Source organism: Rhodococcus sp. USK13 (genome assembly GCF_018343855.1).
Lineage (GTDB): Bacteria > Actinomycetota > Actinomycetes > Mycobacteriales > Mycobacteriaceae > Rhodococcus_F > Rhodococcus_F oxybenzonivorans.
Map to the genome: position 1 here is coordinate 3,230,983 of NZ_CP069242.1, position 20,776 is coordinate 3,251,758.

Here is a 20,776-nt window from a genome sequence, read left to right on the forward strand (position 1 = left end):
TTCGACATGGGTAAGAATCCGTTCTTCGAGACTGTGGCCGAGGCTCAGCGTCGCGCGAAGAAGCGTTTGCCGAAGTCGGTGTATGCGGCGCTGATCGCCGGTTCCGAGCGCGGGCTGACGGTCGACGACAATGTCACCGCGTTCGGTGAGCTGGGGTTCGCCCCGCACGCCGTCGGTCTCTCGGACAAGCGTGAGCTGTCGACCACCGTGATGGGGCAGAACATTTCGCTTCCCGTCGTGATTTCCCCGACCGGTGTACAGGCGGTGCATCCCGACGGCGAGGTCGCGGTGGCACGTGCTGCGGCGGCCCGGGGGACGGCGATCGGCTTGAGTTCGTTCGCGAGCAAGTCGGTCGAAGAGGTCACCGCGGCGAATCCCCAGACCTTCTTCCAGATGTACTGGGTCGGTACCCGGGACGTGCTGATTCAGCGGATGGAGCGGGCGCGTGCGGCCGGCGCCACGGGGCTGATCATCACCACCGACTGGTCGTTCTCCTACGGGCGCGACTGGGGCAGCCCGGCCATCCCGGAGAAGATGGATCTCAAGGCGATGATCCAGTTCGCACCGGAAGGCATCACGCGTCCGAAGTGGCTCTACGAGTTCGCGAAGACCCGGAAGATCCCGGATCTCACCACACCGAACCTCGCGGCACCCGGTCAGGAACCGCCCACGTTCTTCGGTGCGTACGGCGAATGGATGCAGACACCGTTGCCCACCTGGGACGACATTGCGTGGCTCCGTGAGCAGTGGGGTGGGCCGTTCATGCTGAAGGGTGTCATGCGCATCGACGACGCCAAGCGTGCCGTCGACGCCGGTGTCACGGCCATCTCGGTGTCCAACCACGGTGGTAACAACCTCGACGGCACACCTGCGCCGATTCGGGCGCTGCCTGCTATCGCCGACGCGGTCGGCGATCAGGTCGAGATCCTTCTGGACGGCGGCGTCCGCCGTGGCAGCGACGTCGTCAAGGCGCTTGCTCTCGGCGCCAAGGCTGTCATGATCGGCCGCGCGTACCTGTGGGGCCTTTCGGCGAACGGTCAGGCCGGTGTCGAAAACGTTCTCGACGTCCTGCGCGGCGGCATCGATTCGGCGCTCCTCGGATTGGGGCACTCGTCCATTCACGACCTCAGCGCATCCGACGTCGTGATCCCGCCCGGATTCCAACGCGTCCTGGGCGCCGAATCCTGACTCGACACGCGTAGATGGCTGCGCAGCTGACCGACCGGATCACCCTGGCGGGGCGTCATGCCTCCTCCAGGGTGCTCTTCGGTCCGCATGTCACGAATCTCGGTGTGCGACGGTCTATTTCCCCGCGTCACGTTGCGTACTACGAGCGGCGGGCGAGAGGTGGTGCGGGAATCGTCGTCACCGAGGTCGCGTCGGTGCACGCCTCCGACTGGCCCTATGAGCGCGCGCCACTCGCTGCCGACTGCGTTGACGGCTGGCGTGACGTCGTGTCGGCGTGCCGCCCACACGGCACTCTGGTGCTGGCCGGGCTGGGTCACACCGGACTCCAAGGCTCGAGCGCCTATTCACAGTCCGTGCTGTGGGGACCGTCCCGGGTGCCCGACGTGGTGTCGCGGGAGATGCCCATGCAGATGGAGCGGCCCGAAATCGAGGAACTCGTCGAGGGTTTCCGCGCCGCCGCGGTCGGTGTGGTCGAGGCGGACATGGACGGGGTCGAACTCGACGCCGGGCCGAGGGGACTGCTGCGTCAATTCCATTCGGGGCTCACCAACATACGCGGCGACGAGTACGGGGCCGACCCTCTCAGGCTTACCCGCGAGGTGATTGCCGCTGTCCGGCAGGAACTGGGCCCGGGTCGAGTAGTGTCGCTGCGCCTTTCGTGCGACGAGCGGACGTCGTGGGGTGGTATCACACCCTCCGTCGCCGCAGAGCAGGCGAAAACCCTGGCCGGTGCGCTCGATCTCGTGGTCGTGGTCCGCGGCGGAGCACTGTCGGTCACGGCGTACCGTCCCGATTTTCACACTCCGGCCGGATTCAACACGGATACGTGCTTGTCTGTTCGGCGGGCGGTGGCCGGCGGCGTTCCAGTCGCGCTGCAGGGCAGCGTGATCGACCCCGTACGCGCTCGGCGGGCGCTCGATGACGGTGTCGCGGACGTGATCGAGATGACGCGAGCGCAGATCGCGGACCCCGATCTGGTCGCCAAGATCCGGAGCGGTTCCGCGCCGCGCCCCTGCATCCTGTGCAATCAGACCTGCCGGGTGCGTGACCCTCGCAATCCTCTCGTCACCTGTGTCGGCAATCCGACCGCCGGCCACGAGGTCGTCGACCCGCCGGAACCGCAACCGTATCCGTGCATATCCGCGGATGCGGAGACGACGCTCGTGGTGGGCGGCGGGCCGGCGGGACTCGAAGCGGCGCGCGTCCTCGCGATGTCCGGTCACCGTGTCACGGTCGCCGAGGCGGCAGACCGCCTCGGTGGTCTGGTGAGGATAGCCGCCGTCGATGCACCGCACCTGCAACCTCTGACGGACTGGCTCGAAGCCGAGTGCCGGTCCTTGGGTGTCGATTTCCGCCTCGGTGTCACTGTGTCCGACGCGGACGTCGATGCCGCCCACAAGAACGGGGTGACCGTGGTGGTGGCCACCGGTAGCCGGCCCCGCCCAGCGCCATTTCCCGTCGACGGGACCACCCAGTGCGTCGACGCCGTCGACGTGTTGAGCGGCGCCGCCCTGCACGAGGGTCCGGTCCTGGTCTTCGATCCGATCGGAGGCCCGATCGCGGTCGCCCTCGCGGAATGGCTCGCGGCGTCGGGGCGCGAGGTCGGTGTGGTGACTCCCGACCCGGTGGCCGGATCGCGTCTGGGCCCGAGCGGCGACCTGTTCGATGCCAACGGGCGTCTGCAACGGGCGGGTGTCGCCCGTCACCTGTCGAGTCGGATCGTGTCGGCGGGACACTCGGGTGCGCGGATCCGGAACCGGTACACCGGCGCGGAAACTCTGGTGCCGTGTGCCGCCGTCATCGACTGCTCCCCCCGGTTACCCGACAACACTCTGCGCTCCGGCGCGGTTCGGGTCGGTGACTGCGTCGCTCCCCGAACACTTCTCGAAGCGATCCGCGAAGGCCGCCTCGAGGCACATGCCCTTCGGTTACCCGCGTCAACGAGAGATAGGACGATGTCATGGGACAGTTCGACGGCAAGGTAGCGTTCATCACCGGGGCCGCCCGAGGGCAGGGGCGGACGCACGCTGTGCGGCTGGCCCGTGAGGGCGCGGCGATCATCGCCGTCGACATCTGCGGACCGGTATCGACGTACAACACCTATGAACCGGCGACGCCCGACGATCTGGCCGAAACGGTGCGACTGGTGGAGTCCGAAGGTGGCAAGATCCTCGCCGAGCAGGCCGACGTCCGGGACAGCCCCGCGCTGCGGGCTGTGGTGGATCGGGGCGTCGAACAGTTCGGGCGGCTCGACATCGTGATCGCGAATGCGGGCATCTGTAACTGGAGCCGATTCTGGGAGATGCCCGACGAGCAGTGGGAGACGCTGATCGATGTCAATCTCACGGGTGCGTGGAAGACATTGAAGGCGGCAGTGCCGGCTTTGATCGAGGGCGGGCGGGGTGGGTCCATCATCGTCGTGAGCTCGGTCGCCGGTATCAAACCCTTGCCGGGTCAGGCCAATTATGCAGCTTCCAAGTTCGGTCTGGTCGGCCTGACGCAGACGGCGGCAAAAGAGCTCGGCGAGTACAAGATCCGGGTCAACTCGATTCACCCGTACGGTGTCAAGACCCCGATGGGCACCGACCCCGGCAGTCTGGTGATACTCGAGAAACACCCCCATTATCTGTCGAGCTTCGGAACGATCCTCACCGAGCATCCACTGGCCGGGACCGACGACATCACCGATGCGGTGCTATGGCTGGCCGGTGACGGTTCCCGCACGGTCACCGGAAGTCAGGTCGCTCTCGACATGGGCAACACCAAGGTGTGAACACCGCCTACCGTCACCTCTTCACCCCGTTGCGCCTCGGACCGCTCACCGTGCGCAATCGGGTGGTCTTCTCGGCGCACCTCACGGGATACGCCGTCGACGGACTCCCGACCGAGCAACACGCCGCTTATTACGCGGCGCGCGCGAGGGGCGGTGCCGGGCTGATCATCTCCGAGGAACATGCCACCCATCCCGGTGACTGGCCGTACGAGAAGGTAATCGCGGGTTACCGCCCCGAGGTGGTGCCCGGATATCGGCGGATCACCGACGCCGTGCACGAGTACGGCGTACCGATTCTCGCTCAGCTCAACCATAACGGTGGTCAGGGGTCGAGCCTGTATTCCCGGCGGCCGCTGTGGGCGCCGAGTGCCGTACCCGACCCGTTGTTCCGTGAAGTACCGAAGGAGATGGACAGCGGGGAGATCCGGACGCTGATCGACGGGTACGCACTCGTCGCCGAGCAGTGCATCCGCGGCGGCTTCGACGGCATCGAACTGCAGTGCTCCCATTCGTCGCTCGTCCGTAGCTTCCTGGCGCCGGCGACCAACCAGCGCACCGACCGCTACGGGGGTTCGCTCCGCAACCGCGCACGGTTCCTCCTCGAGGTCGTGGCCGCGGTCCGCAAGGCGATCGGACCGGACCATGCACTCGGGGTGCGGCTCGCCGGTGACGATCGGTTCGAGGGAGGCGTCGAGCTCGGCGAGGCCGTGGAGGTGGCGGCCTTCGTCGATGCCAGTGGACAGGTCGACTACATCAACACCTCGATCGGGATGGCCACCGAAACCCTGCACATGATCGAAGCGTCGATGGCGGTGCCCCGCGGCTATGCACTGTTCATTCCGAACGCCATCCGGCAACGGGTGGGTCTTCCCGTGGTCGGAGTCGGACGGTTCACGGATCCAGCTCAGGCTGACCGGGCTTTGGCAGAGGGCCATTGCGACCTGATCGGTGTGGTGCGCGGACAGGTCGCCGATCCCGACTTCGCCGCGAAGGCGCTGGCAGGGGGCACGGCCGGCATTCGGACGTGCCTGTCGTGCAATCAGGAATGCGTCGGCCGGATGGGCCTCGGCCGGTGGCTCGGTTGCGTCGTCAACCCGCGTGCGGGCAAGGAATCCGTGGCCCTGCCCGAACCGCGGGTCCGCGGTCGCCGTGTTGTTGTGGTCGGTGGCGGCCCGGCGGGATTACAGGCAGCCGCGACGGCCGCGCTGCGTGGTCACACCGTGACGCTGTACGAGCGAGCGCGGGAACTCGGGGGACAGGTTCGTACTGCCGCAGTGGTGCCCGGCCGCCGTGAATTACTGAGCCTGGTCACGAATTTGGAGAAGGAGTGCCGCCGTGTCGGTGTGGATCTGCGCACCGGCACATCGGCGACGGCAGAGGCCGTGGCCGGGTGCTCCCCGGACGTGGTGGTGCTGGCAACGGGAGCTCGTCCGGTGCGCCCCCACTGGGCCGGCCGATCCGATCGGATCGTGGATGTGCGCGACGTCCTCGAAGGACGGGCCGGGCCGCAGGGGACGGTGCTGGTTGTCGACGACCTGGGGTTCCACCAGGGAACGTCGGTGGCGGAGTTCCTTGCGGACGGCGGGTGTGAGGTCACGATCTGTACACCGGGAATGATCGTCGGTCAGGACCTCGGCATCACGCTGGACCTCGAAGGCTGGAACCAGCGGGCGCACCGCAAGGGCATCACCCAGTTGACCGAGGTGGTGCCGACCGACAGTGATCCCGGCGAGCGATCACAGGTCGCCGTTGCGTTGCTGCATCACCCGACCGGGCGGGTCAGCAGACTCACCGTCGATTGGGTGGTGGTTTCCGTCCATCAAGAACCCGACGACGACCTCTGGGCCCCGTTGACTACCGCGGGCTTCGACGTGCATCGCATCGGCGACGTCCTCGCCCCGCGGCGCGCGCACTCCGCCGTCATCGAGGGTGAACGGGTCGCGTTGTCGCTCTGATGGCAGCGCCTACATCCGCCTCGCATAGCATCGGGCCATGACCGCTTCCGGGCCCCTCGAGGACGCAGTGTGGACGGATTTGGACCGCGGCGGGGCGACTGTCGCCGTCCCCGTCGGCTCCCTGGAGCAGCACGGCCCGCACCTTCCGCTCGACACCGACACGGCAATCGCCGCAGCAGTGACGGGGGCCTTGCCCGGCGTGCTGGCGGCGCCCGCGATTGCCTACGGAGCCAGCGGCGAGCACGAGGCGTTCCCGGGAACGGTGTCGCTCGGCGCGGATGCGCTCGACACGGTGCTGGTGGAGTACGGGAGGTCGGCGTGCCGCTGGGCGGGTCGGGTGCTGTTCGTCAACGGTCACGGCGGCAACGGTCCCGCGTTGGTCAAGGCTGTTGCCTTGCTCCGGTACGAGGGCCGGGATGTCGCCTGGGTACCCTGCGCCGTGCCGGGTGCAGATGCGCACGCCGGCCGTACGGAAACGTCCCTGTTGCTACACCTTTCACCCGACCGGGTACGTTTGTCCAGCGCCGAACCCGGCAATGTCGAACCTCTCGCAAGCTTGATGCCAAGACTGCGCGAAGGCGGTATGGTCGCCGTGTCGGCCAACGGCGTGCTCGGTGATCCGACGGGCGCCACGGCCGCGGAGGGGGCGCACTTGTTCGGCGCACTCGTCGAAGACGTGTCCAAGGCACTGGCCCGGTGGGAGCCGGGCCCCGATGGGAGGCTCACATGACCCACGCGGGAGTCCTCGGGTGGCTGAGGACGCATCGTCGTACCTTCGGTGTTCCCGATATCCGGTATGACCTGCCCGTGCTGTCCGACCCGCATACCATCGACTGATGCGCCAAGCTCGACTTCCCGACGGATTCGGAATCCGGATCGATCCGAAGGTGCGCGCATATTCCGGCGGCCGAGTCCTCATCGGCGGTTCACCGACACGCATGTTGAAACTCGCGCCTACCGCTGCGGCCATGATCGGCGACGGATTCCTGGAGGTCGTCGATCCGCAGTCGGCGGTGGTCGCCCGCAGACTCCTCGATTCCGGCGTCGCCAATCCGCGGCCGATGAGCACTCCCTCACCTCAGGACGTCACCGTGGTCATTCCGGTGAAGAACAATCCGGGCGGGCTCCACCGCCTCCTCGCGTCGCTGCGGGGCCTGGAAGTGATCGTGGTGGACGACGGTTCCGACGTTCCGGTGGTCTCTCCCGCGTTGCAGAACGGGTGCGGACGCGTCACCGTTCTCCGCCACGACACCGCCAGGGGTCCCGCCGCGGCAAGAAACACCGGTCTCCGTTCCGCGGCAACCCCCTTCGTTGCCTTTCTGGACTCCGACGTGCTGCCTCGAACGGGATGGATCGAAGTGATGCTCGGCCATTTCAGCGACCCTGCGGTCGCGCTCGTGGCCCCGCGGATCGTCGCTCTCGACCCCGAAGCGAGCACGCTGGCGCGATACGAGCACGGCCGATCCTCACTGGATCTGGGGCGCAAGGAATCGGCGGTCCAATCCGGTGGGCCCGTGTCGTATGTGCCCAGCGCGGCGATGATCGCCCGCCGTGAGGTGGTGGACGAGTTCGGTGGATTCGACGAGTCCATGCACGTCGCCGAGGACGTAGACCTGTGCTGGCGCCTGCAGGAATCCGGCTGGCGGCTGCGGTACGAGCCTGTGGCCCATGTGGCGCATGATCACCGGGTCACCTTCGGCAAGTGGTTCGACCGCAAGTTGTTCTACGGGACGGGTGCGGCGCCGCTCGCCTCGCGGCACGCGGGGATGGTTCCGCCGCTGTCCATGTCTCCGTGGACGTTTTTCGCGTGCATCGCAGCGGCCACCTGCACTCGGCTCGGTCTGCTCGGAGCCGTCGCCACCCTGGCGATGATGGTGGTGCGTCTTCGCCGCATGTTCACCGGGCTCGATCAGCCCACCCGCATCGCCGCGATTCTCGCAGCTCGAGGGTTTGCGGGCGGTGCCTGGCAGCTCGCCTCCGCGATGTGCCGGCACTACTGGCCGATCACGCTCCTGGCGGTGGTGCTGTCGAGACGGATCCGCCGGATCGCCCTCGCCATCGCGATCGCGGAGGGGGTCGCCGACTGGGTTACCCACCGTGAACCCGGCGGACTGGGTCCCGTGCGGCACACTGCGTTCAAACGGATCGACGACATCGCCTACGGTGCCGGACTGTGGAAGGGCGTGATCACTGCCCGTCATTTCGACGCCGTGAAGCCTCGGCTGAAATCGTAGTGGCCGGTCCCGTCCGAGCTGCCGACGTGGTAGTCGTCGGCGGTGGTTCGAGTGGTTGTGTCGTCGCCGCGCGGCTCAGCGAGGATCCTGGCCGAACCGTCGTCCTGCTCGAGTCCGGTCCCGGGTATCGATCGGCGGCCGAGTGTTCTTCCGTGCTCGACTACCGCACGTTGCCGGTCGGCCCGCGCAGTCCCTACGGCGACACCTACGGAATCGAACTGACGCCCGGCATACCTTCGGCCATGGTGCGCGGTCATGTCCTCGGAGGTTCGGGCGCCGTCAACGGTGCATATTTCATCCGCGGGACGGCGCCGGACTTCGATCGGTGGCCGCCGTCCTGGTCGTACGACCACGTGCTGCCCTTCTTCCGCGCGCTGGAGACAGACGTGGATTTCGAGGGCCCATTGCATGGCGCAGCGGGTCCTGTGCCCGTGCGCAGGCAACCGGCCGATCGGCTGAGTGCGGTGAGTGCAGCCTTCCACCTCGCCGCCCTCGATCTGGGGTTCGCGGAGGAAGCGGACAAGAACGGGCGCGACGGCGAGGGAATCGGACCCGTGCCGCTCAATGTCGGCGGCGGCCGGCGGGTCAGTACGGCGTCGGCCTATCTGCTGCCCGCGCTCGATCGCCCCAATCTCACGGTCGACGTCGACTCGCACGTCGTTCGCATTCTTTTCTCCGGCACCAGGGCGGTCGGCGTCGAGGTCGACAGCGGCGGCGCTCGACGGGTGGTCCGGGCGGATCGGGTGGTTCTCGCGGCAGGCGCCGTCGAGACGCCTGTGCTGCTGATGCACTCGGGAATCGGGCCGGCTGAACATCTGCGGGACAACGGCATTCGTCCGGTGACGGATGCACCGGGTGTCGGGAGCGACTTCAGCGACCACCCCGAAGTGGGTCTGCCCTATCGGGTCCGGGCTCCACTGCGCCGCGACGCCACCAGTCCGGTGCTCGAGGCCGTGCTCAACGTCGGACAGATCGAAATTCGTCCGTACACGGCATCTTTCGATGTCCTCGTACCCGGGTCCGGTCAGCCCGTTCCCCGGCTGGGAATAGGTGTAATGACTCCGGAGAGCCGGGGTCGAATTCGCCTGGCGTCCCCGCACCGCCGCGTTCGTCCGCGGATAGAGTATCGCTACGCGGAAACGGACTCCGATCGCCGGGCGCTCCGGGACGGCGTCGCTCTCGGTGTGGAACTCCTCCGATCGCCGGCCTTCCACTCGCTGGTGGAGCCGGTATCAGAGGAAGTGTCGGACAACGCGGTGCGAGCCCACCTGGGGACGTCGCAGCACCTCTGTGGCAGTTGCCGAATGGGGAATTCGGACGACGCCGGCGCGGTGGTCGACGAGCGCTGCAACGTCCGTGGAATCGACGGACTCACCATTGCCGACACGTCGGTGTTCCCGGTGGTGCCGAGTCGTGGCCCGCACGCCACCGCGGTGATGGTGGCCGAACGGGTCAGTACCTTCCTCTCGGGGTGACAGCCCTCGCCCGCCGGAAGTGTGGCCCGCGTTACAGTAGTAGAGACGCCGTGGAGGATCCGATGCAGAAGCAACCGCCCACCGGGGGCAACCCGTGGGTCGCCGTACGACCCGGCGACGATGTCGCAGTGCTCGCACGACGGGTATCGTCGGCGCACCAATTGTTCGTCGACCGGTCCGTCCCCGACACGGAGCAGAATGCCGTCCGCTCCGTCATCCTCGATTCGTGGATGCGGAGCACCCGTAAGGGCGTCAATCCGGACGGCGCAGCCCGGGCAGATCATCTTGCCGCCTCGGAGCTGGCCGAGTACCGGGCCTCGCATCCGATGGCGCTGATCCGCCCGGTCGTGCGCAAACTGCTCGTCGAGGACGCGGCCGACACCGGTCTTCTCGTCGCCATCACCGACGAGAAGGGGCAGCTGCTGTGGGTCGAAGGCGATTCCTCGGCCAAGGATCGTGCGCTGGACATGAACTTCGTCGAGGGTGCCGACTGGAGTGAAGACACCGTCGGCACCAATGCACCGGGAACGGCTCTGGCCCTCGATCACTGCGTGCAGATCTTCGGTGCCGAGCATTTCAGCCGTTCGGTCCACGAGTGGAGTTGCTCGGCTGCCCCGGTCCACGATCCTGCTACCGGGCTGATCGTCGGGGCCATCGACATCACCGGTGGTCCGCGGGTAGCCGTCCCCGAGGTGCTCTCGCTGATTCGGGCCACCGTTGCCGCGGCAGAAGCCGAACTACGGCTGAACCTGCTGCGTTCGCCGCAGCCCCTCGTCGACACCGTCACCCGGTTGCAGGTACTGGGCTCGGGTCGGCCCAGCCTCGTCCGCGAAGGCCGGCGTACTCCGCTGTCGCAGCGCCACGCAGAAATCCTCCTGCTCCTCGCCGAGCATCCCGAGGGGCTCAGTTCGGACCGTCTCGCCGTCCTCCTCGACGAGAGTGATCTGGACTCGGTCACGATCAGGGCCGAGATGTCCCGGCTCCGAAAAGTTTTCGGGACGGCGGGTATCGGCTCTCGCCCGTATCGGTTGCTCGCCGACCTGGTGTCGGATGTGCAGCAGGTGCGCAGTGCCCTCGACCGGGGCGAGCTCGCCGCTGCCCTGGACATCTATTCCGGTCCGGTGCTGCCCGGATCCGACGCACCCGGCGTCGAGGACATCCGGGACGAACTGCGTGCGCGGGTGCAGGCCGCGTTGCTCCGTGAGGGTGACCAGCGTTTGCTGGCGCGGTGGACCACGTCGGTGCACGGCCGAGCAGACGTGGCCGCGTGGGAGGCCTATCTCGCGGGACTCGATCCGCGTTCGCCCCTGTACTCGCAGGTCAAGTCTCGGGTCGATCTGTTCGATCAGCAGTACGCAACGTAGTTGCAACGGTACGTTCCCTAGTGTTGTGAGTCACATCCGAAAAGCAACTGAGCTTCACGACACCAGGGAGTTATCGATGACCGTGTATGCCCGCCCGGGTTCGCCCGACGCCGTCATGTCCTTCCAATCGCGTTACGACAACTGGATCGGCGGCCAGTGGGTTGCGCCCGTCAAGGGCCAGTACTTCGAGAATCCGACACCCGTCACCGGCCAGCCGTTCTGCGAGGTCGCCCGGTCGACGTCCGAGGACATCGAGCTCGCGCTCGACGCCGCGCACGCCGCGGCACCGGCTTGGGGCAAGACCTCCGTGGCCGAGCGGGCGATCGTCCTGAACAAGATCGCCGACCGTATCGAGGAGAACCTCGAATCCATCGCGCTCGCCGAGTCCTGGGACAACGGCAAGCCGATCCGCGAGACCCTGAACGCGGACATTCCGTTGGCCGTGGATCACTTCCGCTACTTCGCCGGGGCCATTCGGGCGCAGGAGGGGGCGCTGTCGGAGATCGACAACGACACCGTCGCCTATCACTTCCACGAGCCGCTCGGTGTGGTCGGCCAGATCATTCCCTGGAACTTCCCCATCCTGATGGCCGTGTGGAAGCTGGCGCCGGCACTGGCCGCCGGAAACGCGGTAGTGCTCAAGCCTGCCGAGCAGACTCCGGCGTCGATCCTGCACCTGATCTCCATCATCGGTGACCTTCTGCCCGCCGGTGTGGTGAACATCGTCAATGGCTTCGGTGTCGAAGCGGGCAAGCCGTTGGCGTCGAGCCCCCGGATCAGGAAGATCGCGTTCACGGGCGAGACCACCACGGGCCGGCTCATCATGCAGTACGCCTCGCAGAACCTGATTCCGGTCACCCTCGAGCTGGGTGGCAAGAGCCCCAACATCTTCTTCTCGGATGTGTTGTCCTCCAACGACGATTACCAGGACAAGGCACTCGAGGGATTCACGATGTTCGCCCTCAACCAGGGCGAGGTGTGCACCTGCCCGTCGCGCTCGCTGATCCAGGAAGACATCTTCGACGAGTTCCTGGCGATGGCCGCCATTCGCACCAAGGCCGTGCGTCAGGGTGACCCGCTCGACACCGACACGATGATCGGCGCGCAGGCGTCCAATGATCAGCTCGAGAAGATCCTGTCCTACATCGAGATCGGCAAGGGTGAGGGCGCCAAGGTCATCACCGGTGGCGAGCGCGCGGAGCTCGGCGGCGATCTGTCGGGCGGATACTACGTTCAGCCGACCATCTTCACCGGCCAGAACAAGATGCGGATCTTCCAGGAGGAGATCTTCGGGCCCGTCGTGTCGGTCACCTCGTTCAAGGATTACGAGCAGGCCATCGAGATCGCCAACGACACCCTGTACGGCCTGGGCGCCGGTGTGTGGTCGCGTGACGGCGGGGTCGCCTACCGCGCGGGCCGTGACATCCAGGCCGGCCGGGTATGGACCAACACGTACCACCAGTACCCGGCGCACGCCGCATTCGGTGGCTACAAGCAGTCCGGCATCGGCCGTGAGAACCACCTGATGATGCTCGAGCACTACCAGCAGACCAAGAACCTGCTGGTCAGCTATGCCGCGAAGGCTCAGGGCTTCTTCTGATGGACGCGGTTCGGGCGCCCGCGCGCCTGAAGGCAACCGCCGGGGCGGTGGAGCTTCTCCGCCGCCTCGGCGGTATCCACGGCGCGCTGATGATGCATCAGTCCGGCGGATGCTGCGACGGCTCCGCGCCGATGTGTTACCCGGACGGCGAATTCATCGTGGGGGACCGGGACGTGCTGCTCGGCGTCCTGGACCTCCGTCTCGGCGTCGGTGAGACGTTGCCGACGCGCCCCGAGGGCGTCGACGCGGTTCCGGTGTGGATTTCCGGCTCGCAGTTCGAGGCGTGGAAGCATACGCAGCTCGTACTCGACGTCGTGCCGGGTCGTGGGTCGGGCTTCAGCGTCGAAAGCCCGGAAGGGATGCGGTTCCTCAGCCGGGCCCGCGCCTTCACACCCGAGGAGAACACCAGCCTCGCAGCCGAAGACGTCATCGTCGGTGAGCGGTGGGAGCAGGGCTGGCGGCCCGCCCCGTCCGCCGAGCCGCAGGTGGTCGCGGAGGCGGTCGACGCCTGCCCCGTGCCCGGCGCCCGCCCGGGCACGTGACGCGGCTCCGGTTTTTACGTCGTGGACACGCCACGCTGACACGACGTGTACACAGCACGCTTACCGTTCGCCTCGGCACTTGCGCCGCGGCAGCATTCATATCGATGTAGGGGACGGAATGTCACTCGTTGAACCATCCAAGAATTCCGGAACCGGTGACCACCACGATGGTGTGGACTATCACTCCGAGGACAGCAGTTATCTCGAAAAGCGCACGCTCCGAAAAGGATCGGCAGGGTGGGTGCTTCTCGCCGGCCTCGGAGTCAGCTATGTGATCTCCGGTGACTATGCGGGGTGGAACAACGGGCTCGCCGAGGGTGGATTCGGTGGTCTGCTGATCGCCGGTGTGATCATCGCGGGCATGTACCTGGCGATGGTCCTCGGTATGGCGGAGCTGTCGTCGGCGCTCCCGGCGGCGGGAGGTGGCTACACCTTCGCTCGGCGCGCACTGGGTCCGTGGGGTGGATTCGCCACCGGCACGGCCATTCTCATCGAGTATGCGATTGCGCCCGCTGCGATTGCCACCTTCATCGGCAGCTACGTCGAATCGCTCGAGCTCTTCGGGATCACCGACGGCTGGTGGGTGTACCTCGCCGTGTACGCCATCTTCATCGGCATCCACCTGACGGGTGCGGGCGAGGCTCTCAAGGCCATGTTCGTGATCACCGCGATTGCCCTCGTCGGGCTCGTCATCTTCGTGATCTCGGCGATCGGGCTGTTCGATGCGGGCAATCTGACGGACATCGCTCCCACCGACGCGGTGGGAGCGTCGAGCTTCCTGCCGTTCGGCCTGTTCGGCATCTGGGCTGCTGTACCATTCGCAATCTGGTTCTTCCTTGCGGTAGAGGGTGTTCCGCTGGCCGCGGAAGAAGCGCGTGAGCCGGAAAAGAACGTACCGCGCGGAATCATCATCAGCATGCTCGTCCTGCTCGTCACTGCGGCGGCGGTGCTGTTCCTCGCCACGGGAGCGATGGGCGCCGAGGGTCTGGCGACTTCGGGCAATCCACTCGTCGAGGCCCTCGGTGACGGAACCGCCGCCAAGGTGGTCAACTACATCGGCCTGGCCGGGCTGGTCGCAAGCTTCTTCTCGATCATGTACGCGTACTCGCGGCAGACCTTCGCGTTGTCGCGTGCCGGGTACCTGCCGAAAAATCTGTCGGTTACTAATTCCCGCAAGGCTCCTACCCTCGCGCTCATCGTCCCGGGCGTCATCGGTTTCGCACTCTCCCTCACCGGCGAAGGTGCCATGTTGCTCAACATGGCGGTGTTCGGCGCAGCCGTCAGCTACGTGCTGATGATGATCAGTCACATCGTGCTCCGCCGCCGCGAACCCGACATGACGCGCCCGTACCGCACCCCGGGCGGAATTGCCACCACCTCCTTCGCGCTCGTGATCGCGGCCGCTGCGGTGATCGCCACATTCCTCGTCGACCCGGTCGCCGCACTGTGGACGCTGATCGCCTTTGCCGGGTTCATGGCCTACTTCGGCCTGTACAGCCGCCATCACCTGGTTGCCAATTCCCCCGACGAGGAGTTTGCTGCTCTTGCGGAGGCAGAGGAAGAGCTGGGATGACCATGTACACGCACTCGATAGCCGGTGTCGGATATACGTTCGACGGGCTCGTCGACCTCCTGGCCAAGGCCACCCCGCTTCGCAGCGGGGACGAGCTCGCCGGCTGCGCCGCGTCTTCGGACGCCGAACGTGCGGCGGCGCAGTGGGCCCTCGCCGACGTTTCCCTCACCACCTTCCTCGACGAACTCGTCGTGCCCTACGAGGACGACGAGGTGAGCCGGCTCATCATCGACTCGCACGATCGGGTGGCCTTCGGTGAGATCTCCCATCTCACCGTCGGCGGATTCCGGGACTGGCTGCTCGAGGTGGCAGCGGGCAAGAATGCGGCCGAGATCCTGCGGCGAGTCGGCCCGGGACTGACTCCGGAAATGGTGGCCGCGGTCAGCAAGATCATGCGCAACCAGGATCTCATCGCTGTGGCCCGGGCCGTGCACGTCACCGCCGGGTTCCGAACCACGCTCGGCCGGCCCGGCACGCTGGGCACCCGGTTGCAACCCAACCATCCCACCGACGACCCGCGCGGGATCGCGGCCGCAACACTCGACGGTCTGCTTCTCGGATGCGGAGACGCGGTGATCGGTATCAATCCGGCGACGGATTCCCCGCACGCCACCTCGGAGCTCCTTCATCTGCTGGACGACATCCGTCAGCGATTCGACATCCCCGCGCAGTCGTGCGTCCTGTCTCACGTCACCACCACCATGGGACTGATCGAATCAGGCGTTCCCGTCGACCTCGTGTTTCAGTCCATCGCCGGAACCCAGGGCGCCAACTCGAGTTTCGGTGTGGATATCGCGCTTCTGCGGCAAGCCAACGAAGCGGGCCGCTCGCTGCGGCGCGGCACCGTCGGCGACAACGTCATGTACCTCGAGACCGGGCAGGGCTCGGCGCTCAGTGCGGGCGCGCACCTCGGTACGGGCGGCCGGGCCGTCGACCAGCAGACCCTCGAGGCCCGGGCGTATGCCGTGGCGCGCGACCTCGAGCCGCTTCTCGTCAACACCGTGGTCGGGTTCATCGGGCCGGAATATCTGTACGACGGAAAACAGATCATCAGGGCCGGGCTCGAGGACCACTTCTGCGGAAAATTGCTGGGACTGCCCATGGGCGTCGACGTCTGCTACACCAACCACGCCGAGGCCGATCAGGACGACATGGACACGCTGCTCACCCTGCTCGGTGTCGCGGGCGCAGCGTTCGTCATCGCGGTGCCCGGTGCGGACGACGTGATGCTCGGCTACCAGAGCCTGTCGTTCCATGACGCCCTCTACGCTCGTCAGGTCCTCGGGCTCCGGCCTGCACCCGAGTTCGAGGACTGGTTGCGCCGTCTCGGAATGGTCGACGGCGACGGCAGGATTCTGCCGGTGGATGCGGCGGCCTCACCGCTGCGGGCGCTGACGGTGGCATCGTGAACCACAGTGCGCACGAACCTGCAGCGCAGGACTTCTGGACCGAACTGCGCGCCACGACGCAGGCCCGCATCGGGCTGGGCCGGGCCGGTGATGCGCTGCCCACTCGGCGGGTGCTCGAGTTCCGCTCGGCGCACGCCGCGGCGCGCGATGCGGTGCACCAGCCGCTCGACGCGGCAGCGCTGGCGGACCAGGTCGAGACGGTCGGTCTGGGACGGCCGGTAGTCGTCGCCAGTCAGGCGAGCGACCGTGGCGAGTACCTGAGACGACCGGACCTCGGCAGGTCCCCCGCCGACCTGTCCTCGATTCCGAGGGGTACCGCCGAGGTCGGATTCGTGCTCGCCGACGGTCTCTCACCCCGAGCGCTGGCCGATCACGGGGTTCCACTCCTGTCGGCTCTGGTCGCGCAGCTCGGTGGCACCTACGCTCTTGCACCGCCCGTCATCGCCACTCAGGCCCGGGTGGCGCTCGGTGATCACATCGCCGAGGCGATGGGCGTGCAGACGCTCGTACTGCTCATCGGGGAACGGCCCGGCTTGTCGGTGGCCGACAGTGTGGGCGTCTACTTGACCCACCTTCCCCGGCCCGGACGCACCGACGCAGACCGGAACTGTGTATCCAACATCCATCCCCCCGGAGGGCTCGGGTACGAGGTCGCGGCGCGCGTCGTGGCGTCGCTCGTCGGCGGTGCCAGGAAGCTCGGCAGATCCGGTGTGGATTTGAAGGACACCTCCCGCGCGGATGCGCTGGCAGCCCCCTCGGAGATCCTCGAACTGTAGTCGTGTTACCTAGAGGGTCGCAGGTCCGCCCGGGCCTGCCCGTAACGACCCTGCACGGGTATGACGAGGAGAAGACCTATGGCCTTCGCTGGCAATGTGGACGAGTTGGCCCTACTGCAGGCTGTGCGTCTGAAAGAGCAGGTCAGTGCCGATGTGCTCGCCGAACACCTGGGAGTGGCCGCGGCGTCCGCGCAGGCTGCCTACGACGCCCTGCTGAGCCAGGGCAAGGCGGAGGAAGTATCGAGTGGCCGGATCGCTCTGACCGAGGCGGGACTGGCCGAACTCGAGGACCAGCTCGACGCCGAGCGGGTGTCCATCGACGAGGATTCGATCGCGGAGGTGTACGAGAGCTTCGTGCCGTTCCACGAGGAGTTCGTCGCACTGATCGACACCGCGGACGCCGATCAGCTTGCCGACCTCGATCGCCGCGCCTCCGTGGTGTTCGACGACCTGTCGGCGTTCGTCCCTCGGTTGTCCCGCTACCAGGACCTGTTTGCGGACGCACTCGCGAAAGTAGCTGCCGGAGACAAGAAGTGGATAGCCGAGCCGGTCATCGACTCCTATGCGACGGTGTGGACGGAACTGCGCAGGGAGCTGCTGGGAGCTGCGGGTACGCCGGTCTGAAGCCCTCCCAGGCAGGCGGAAGTCACCACCCCCCATTCGGGGGTGGTGACGACGTGAGCCAGGTCACTACCTTTCCTCTTGTCCCGGAAGTCGGGACATCCACACGGACCACGGAGGAATCGAGTGAGCACAGTCTCCACATCGAGTGCGGGAGTGCCCCACACTCCCGCGCCGGTGCACAAGGGCGGCACCAGCGTTCGGAAGGTGGCCGTCGCCAGTGGCATCGGGACGACGATCGAGTTCTACGACTTCTTCATCTACGGAACCGCTGCGGCGCTGGTTTTCCCCAAGGTGTTCTTCCCAGCCCTGGGCTCCACCGCCGGAACCGTGGCGTCGTTCGCGACGTTCGCGGTGGCCTTCGTCGCCAGACCGGTAGGAGCCATGCTCTTCGGTCACTACGGGGACAGAATCGGTCGTAAGAAGACCCTCGTTTCCACCTTGATCCTGATGGGCGTCTCCACGTTCCTGATCGGACTGCTTCCCGGTGCCGCCACAATCGGTGTCGCGGCCCCGATTCTCTTGGTGCTCTTGCGATTCGGTCAGGGATTCGCGGTCGGCGGTGAATGGGCAGGCGCAACACTGCTCACCGCCGAGTACGCCCCACCGGGCAAACGCGGACTCTATGCGATGTTCCCCCAGCTGGGCCCTGCCGTCGCGTTCATCCTCTCGAGTGCCACCTTCCTCGTCACCGGCGCCGTCTTCGGTGACACGAACTCCACCTTCCTCGACTACGGCTGGCGGATACCGTTCCTCTTCAGCGCCGTCCTGGTCGGTATCGGTCTCTACATGCGCCTCGCGATCGAGGAGACACCGGTGTTCCGCGCCGTGCAGGAGGCCGACCGGGCCGATGTTGCACCCCGGACGCTCCCGCTCATGGATGCGTGGCGCTACCAGACCAAGGAAATCCTTCTCTCCGCCGGTGCCCTCGCCACGCTCTTCGCCTTCTTCTACATGGGCACAGCCTTTCTCACCAGCTACGGCACCGCGACGCTCGGATTCAGTCGTCCCTTCGTTCTGACCGTCGGCATCGTCTCGGCGGTGGTCTTCGGGCTCACCATCATCGTGTCCGCGCTGTACTCGGACCGGATCGGTCGCCGCCGGGTCATCATGATCTCCTGTGCGCTGGCCGTGGTGTGGGCGCTGGCACTGTTCCCCCTGCTCGACACCGGTTCACCCGTCGCCTTCGCGGTCGGTGTGATGGTGACGCTCGCGATCTTCGGAGTCGCGTACGGCCCCTGCGGGGCGCTGCTCCCCGAAATGTTCCAGACCCGCTACCGGTACACCGGGGCAGGCCTCGGCTACAACCTCGCGGGTGTGCTCGGCGGCGCAGTACCGCCCCTGATCGCAGCACCGCTCGCGTCGGCATACGGAAGTGCAGCGATCGGTGTCATGCTCGCCGGGCTGGCCGTGGTGAGCCTGGTGTGCACGAAGGCGCTCGTCGAGAGGAAGGACGAAGCTCTCTGACCGGGCGTCACGTCGACCGGGAGTAAATTCGAGAACGGAACGGCCTCGTGTGCCTGCCCGTCCCGTAGGTGTCCGCCGCGACGCCTGGAGAGGAAAGCTATGACAACGCCACTTCCCAGCTACACGTCCGGGCTCGGCGACGCCCCGATGTTGGGGGACACCATCGGAGACAACTTCGATCGAACTGTGGCCGCGCACGGTCGTCGCGACGCCCTGGTCGATGTTCACTCGGGTCGCCGGTGGACGTACACCGAACTGGCGCAGGACGTGAACACGCTCGCGGCGGCGCTGCTCACCCGCGGCATCGTCAAAGGTGACCGGGTGGGCATCTGGGCGCCGAACTGCCCGGAGTGGACGCTCATCCAGTACGCCACAGCGAAGATCGGTGCGGTCCTGGTCAACATCAACCCCGCCTACCGGGCGCACGAACTGAAGTACGTGCTGGGACAGGCAGGCATCCGCCTCCTGGTGTCTGCTCCTGAGTTCAAGACGTCCGATTACGGCGCCATGATCGAGGAAGTGCGCCCGGAGTGCCCCGATCTCGACATGGTCGTTCTCCTCGGCAGTCCCGATTGGAGCGCGCTGATGACGGACGGGGCGGCGGTCCTCGCCGACGACCCGTCGCGGCTCGAGGCAGCGCAGGCCGGGTCGTCGTCGGACGACCCGATCAATATCCAATACACCTCGGGAACAACCGGTTTCCCCAAGGGGGCCACCCTCAGTCATCACAACATCCTGAACAACGGATTCTTCGTCGGCGAACTGTGTCATTACACCGAGAACGACCGGGTGTGCATTCCCGTGCCGTTCTACCACTGCTTCGGCATGGTGATGGGCAATCTCGCCTGCACGAGTCACGGCGCTGCCATGGTGATTCCCGGGCCTTCCTTCGACCCGAGGGCCACCTTGCGAGCCGTCGAGGCAGAGAAATGCACGTCGCTGTACGGGGTGCCGACGATGTTCATCGCCGAACTCGCCGACCCGGACTTCGACCGGTTCGACCTGTCCACCCTGCGCACCGGCATCATGGCGGGATCACCGTGCCCGGTAGAAGTGATGAAGCAGGTGATCGAGCAGATGGGAATGGTCGAGGTGTCCATCTGCTACGGCATGACCGAGACGTCACCGGTGTCGCTGCAGACCCGCTCCGACGACACCATCGACCAGCGGGTGTCGACCGTCGGCCGGGTCGGACCCCATCTCGAGGTCAAGATCATCAACCCTGCAACAGGATTGACTGTTCCCCGCGGCGAGCCGGGTGAACTCTGCACCCGCGGATACTCGGTGATGCTCGGGTACTGGAACAACCCGGAAAAGACGGCCGAGGCCATCGACACGGCGCGGTGGATGCACACAGGTGACATCGGCGTGATGGATGCCGACGGGTACGTGGCGATCACGGGCCGGATCAAGGACATGGTGATCAGGGGCGGGGAGAACGTCTATCCCCGCGAGATCGAGGAGTTCCTCTACACCCACCCCGACATTCTCGACGCCCAGGTCATCGGTGTTCCCGACGCCAAGTACGGCGAGGAACTGATGGCGTGGATCCGCATGCGGGACGGTGCGCAGCCGCTCGACGAAGCCGCGGTCCGGGCATTCTGCACCGGCAAGCTCGCCCACTACAAGATCCCCAGATATGTGCACATCGTCGACGAATTTCCCATGACGGTGACCGGCAAGGTGCGCAAGGTGGAGATGCGTGAACAGTCGATGGCGTTGATCGGCGGGTCATAAGCCTCTTCGTGTCCCGGAGATGAACCATTCGGCAACGATTTGTCCAACCACGGTTGAACCGC

The 20,776-nt window shown here is 66.5% G+C and carries 16 protein-coding genes; all 16 read left to right on the forward strand.

The features are described from left to right. The first annotated feature begins 6 nt into the window (after nt 1–6). The 16 genes from mftD (at nt 7) to JQT59_RS17430 (ending at nt 20,714) form a co-directional block, all read left to right on the forward strand. Nucleotides 7–1,188, forward strand: a complete 1,182-nt coding sequence (gene mftD, locus JQT59_RS17355; protein ID WP_109335232.1) for a pre-mycofactocin synthase MftD — start codon at nt 7–9, stop codon at nt 1,186–1,188. A 14-nt stretch (nt 1,189–1,202) separates the two neighbouring features. After that, nucleotides 1,203–3,173 carry a mycofactocin system FadH/OYE family oxidoreductase 1 gene (locus JQT59_RS17360; protein WP_213577128.1) on the forward strand — a complete coding sequence of 657 codons (1,971 nt, stop codon included), beginning with the start codon at nt 1,203–1,205 and terminating at the stop codon, nt 3,171–3,173. Further along, complete coding sequence (locus JQT59_RS17365; protein WP_213577129.1) at nt 3,149–3,961, forward strand: mycofactocin-coupled SDR family oxidoreductase; 813 nt, start codon at nt 3,149–3,151, stop codon at nt 3,959–3,961. The genes JQT59_RS17360 and JQT59_RS17365 overlap by 25 nt, the downstream gene beginning before the upstream one ends. Further along, complete coding sequence (locus tag JQT59_RS17370; RefSeq protein ID WP_213577130.1) at nt 3,958–5,916, forward strand: mycofactocin system FadH/OYE family oxidoreductase 2; 1,959 nt, start codon at nt 3,958–3,960, stop codon at nt 5,914–5,916. Before JQT59_RS17365 ends, JQT59_RS17370 begins: the two co-directional genes overlap by 4 nt. A 37-nt stretch (nt 5,917–5,953) precedes the next feature. After that, a complete protein-coding gene (mftE, locus tag JQT59_RS17375; protein WP_109331689.1) occupies nt 5,954–6,646 on the forward strand; it encodes a mycofactocin biosynthesis peptidyl-dipeptidase MftE in 693 nt (230 codons plus the stop codon). 106 nt (nt 6,647–6,752) lie between these two features. Further along, the gene (gene mftF / locus JQT59_RS17380) at nt 6,753–8,150 is read left to right on the forward strand and encodes a mycofactocin biosynthesis glycosyltransferase MftF (RefSeq protein WP_213577131.1); all 1,398 of its coding nucleotides are present in this window, start codon (nt 6,753–6,755) and stop codon (nt 8,148–8,150) included. Next, nucleotides 8,150–9,625: a mycofactocin dehydrogenase MftG gene (gene mftG / locus JQT59_RS17385; RefSeq protein ID WP_213577132.1), complete on the forward strand. Its 1,476-nt coding sequence runs from the start codon at nt 8,150–8,152 to the stop codon at nt 9,623–9,625. The genes mftF and mftG overlap by 1 nt, the downstream gene beginning before the upstream one ends. 62 nt (nt 9,626–9,687) lie before the next feature. Further along, nucleotides 9,688–10,989, forward strand: coding sequence for a sigma-54-dependent transcriptional regulator family protein (locus tag JQT59_RS17390; RefSeq protein WP_213577133.1), 1,302 nt, complete (start codon nt 9,688–9,690; stop codon nt 10,987–10,989). Between the two features lie 76 nt (nt 10,990–11,065). Continuing rightward, nucleotides 11,066–12,589: an aldehyde dehydrogenase gene (adh, locus tag JQT59_RS17395; RefSeq protein WP_213577134.1), complete on the forward strand. Its 1,524-nt coding sequence runs from the start codon at nt 11,066–11,068 to the stop codon at nt 12,587–12,589. Further along, complete coding sequence (locus JQT59_RS17400) at nt 12,589–13,131, forward strand: DUF779 domain-containing protein (RefSeq protein WP_109331685.1); 543 nt, start codon at nt 12,589–12,591, stop codon at nt 13,129–13,131. The genes adh and JQT59_RS17400 overlap by 1 nt, the downstream gene beginning before the upstream one ends. 118 nt (nt 13,132–13,249) lie before the next feature. Then, on the forward strand, nt 13,250–14,704 hold the full coding sequence (gene eat, locus JQT59_RS17405; RefSeq protein WP_213577135.1) for an ethanolamine permease: 1,455 nt from the start codon (nt 13,250–13,252) through the stop codon (nt 14,702–14,704). After that, nucleotides 14,701–16,113, forward strand: a complete 1,413-nt coding sequence (locus tag JQT59_RS17410; protein ID WP_109331683.1) for an ethanolamine ammonia-lyase subunit EutB — start codon at nt 14,701–14,703, stop codon at nt 16,111–16,113. Before eat ends, JQT59_RS17410 begins: the two co-directional genes overlap by 4 nt. Beyond that, a complete protein-coding gene (eutC, locus tag JQT59_RS17415) occupies nt 16,110–16,889 on the forward strand; it encodes an ethanolamine ammonia-lyase subunit EutC (RefSeq protein ID WP_213577136.1) in 780 nt (259 codons plus the stop codon). Before JQT59_RS17410 ends, eutC begins: the two co-directional genes overlap by 4 nt. A gap of 78 nt (nt 16,890–16,967) precedes the next feature. Next, the gene (locus JQT59_RS17420; protein WP_213577137.1) at nt 16,968–17,513 is read left to right on the forward strand and encodes a hypothetical protein; all 546 of its coding nucleotides are present in this window, start codon (nt 16,968–16,970) and stop codon (nt 17,511–17,513) included. Between the two features lie 123 nt (nt 17,514–17,636). Next, complete coding sequence (locus JQT59_RS17425; RefSeq protein WP_213577138.1) at nt 17,637–18,977, forward strand: MFS transporter; 1,341 nt, start codon at nt 17,637–17,639, stop codon at nt 18,975–18,977. Nucleotides 18,978–19,076: 99 nt separating this feature from the next. After that, on the forward strand, nt 19,077–20,714 hold the full coding sequence (locus JQT59_RS17430) for an AMP-binding protein (protein WP_213577139.1): 1,638 nt from the start codon (nt 19,077–19,079) through the stop codon (nt 20,712–20,714). Nucleotides 20,715–20,776 lie beyond the last annotated feature (62 nt).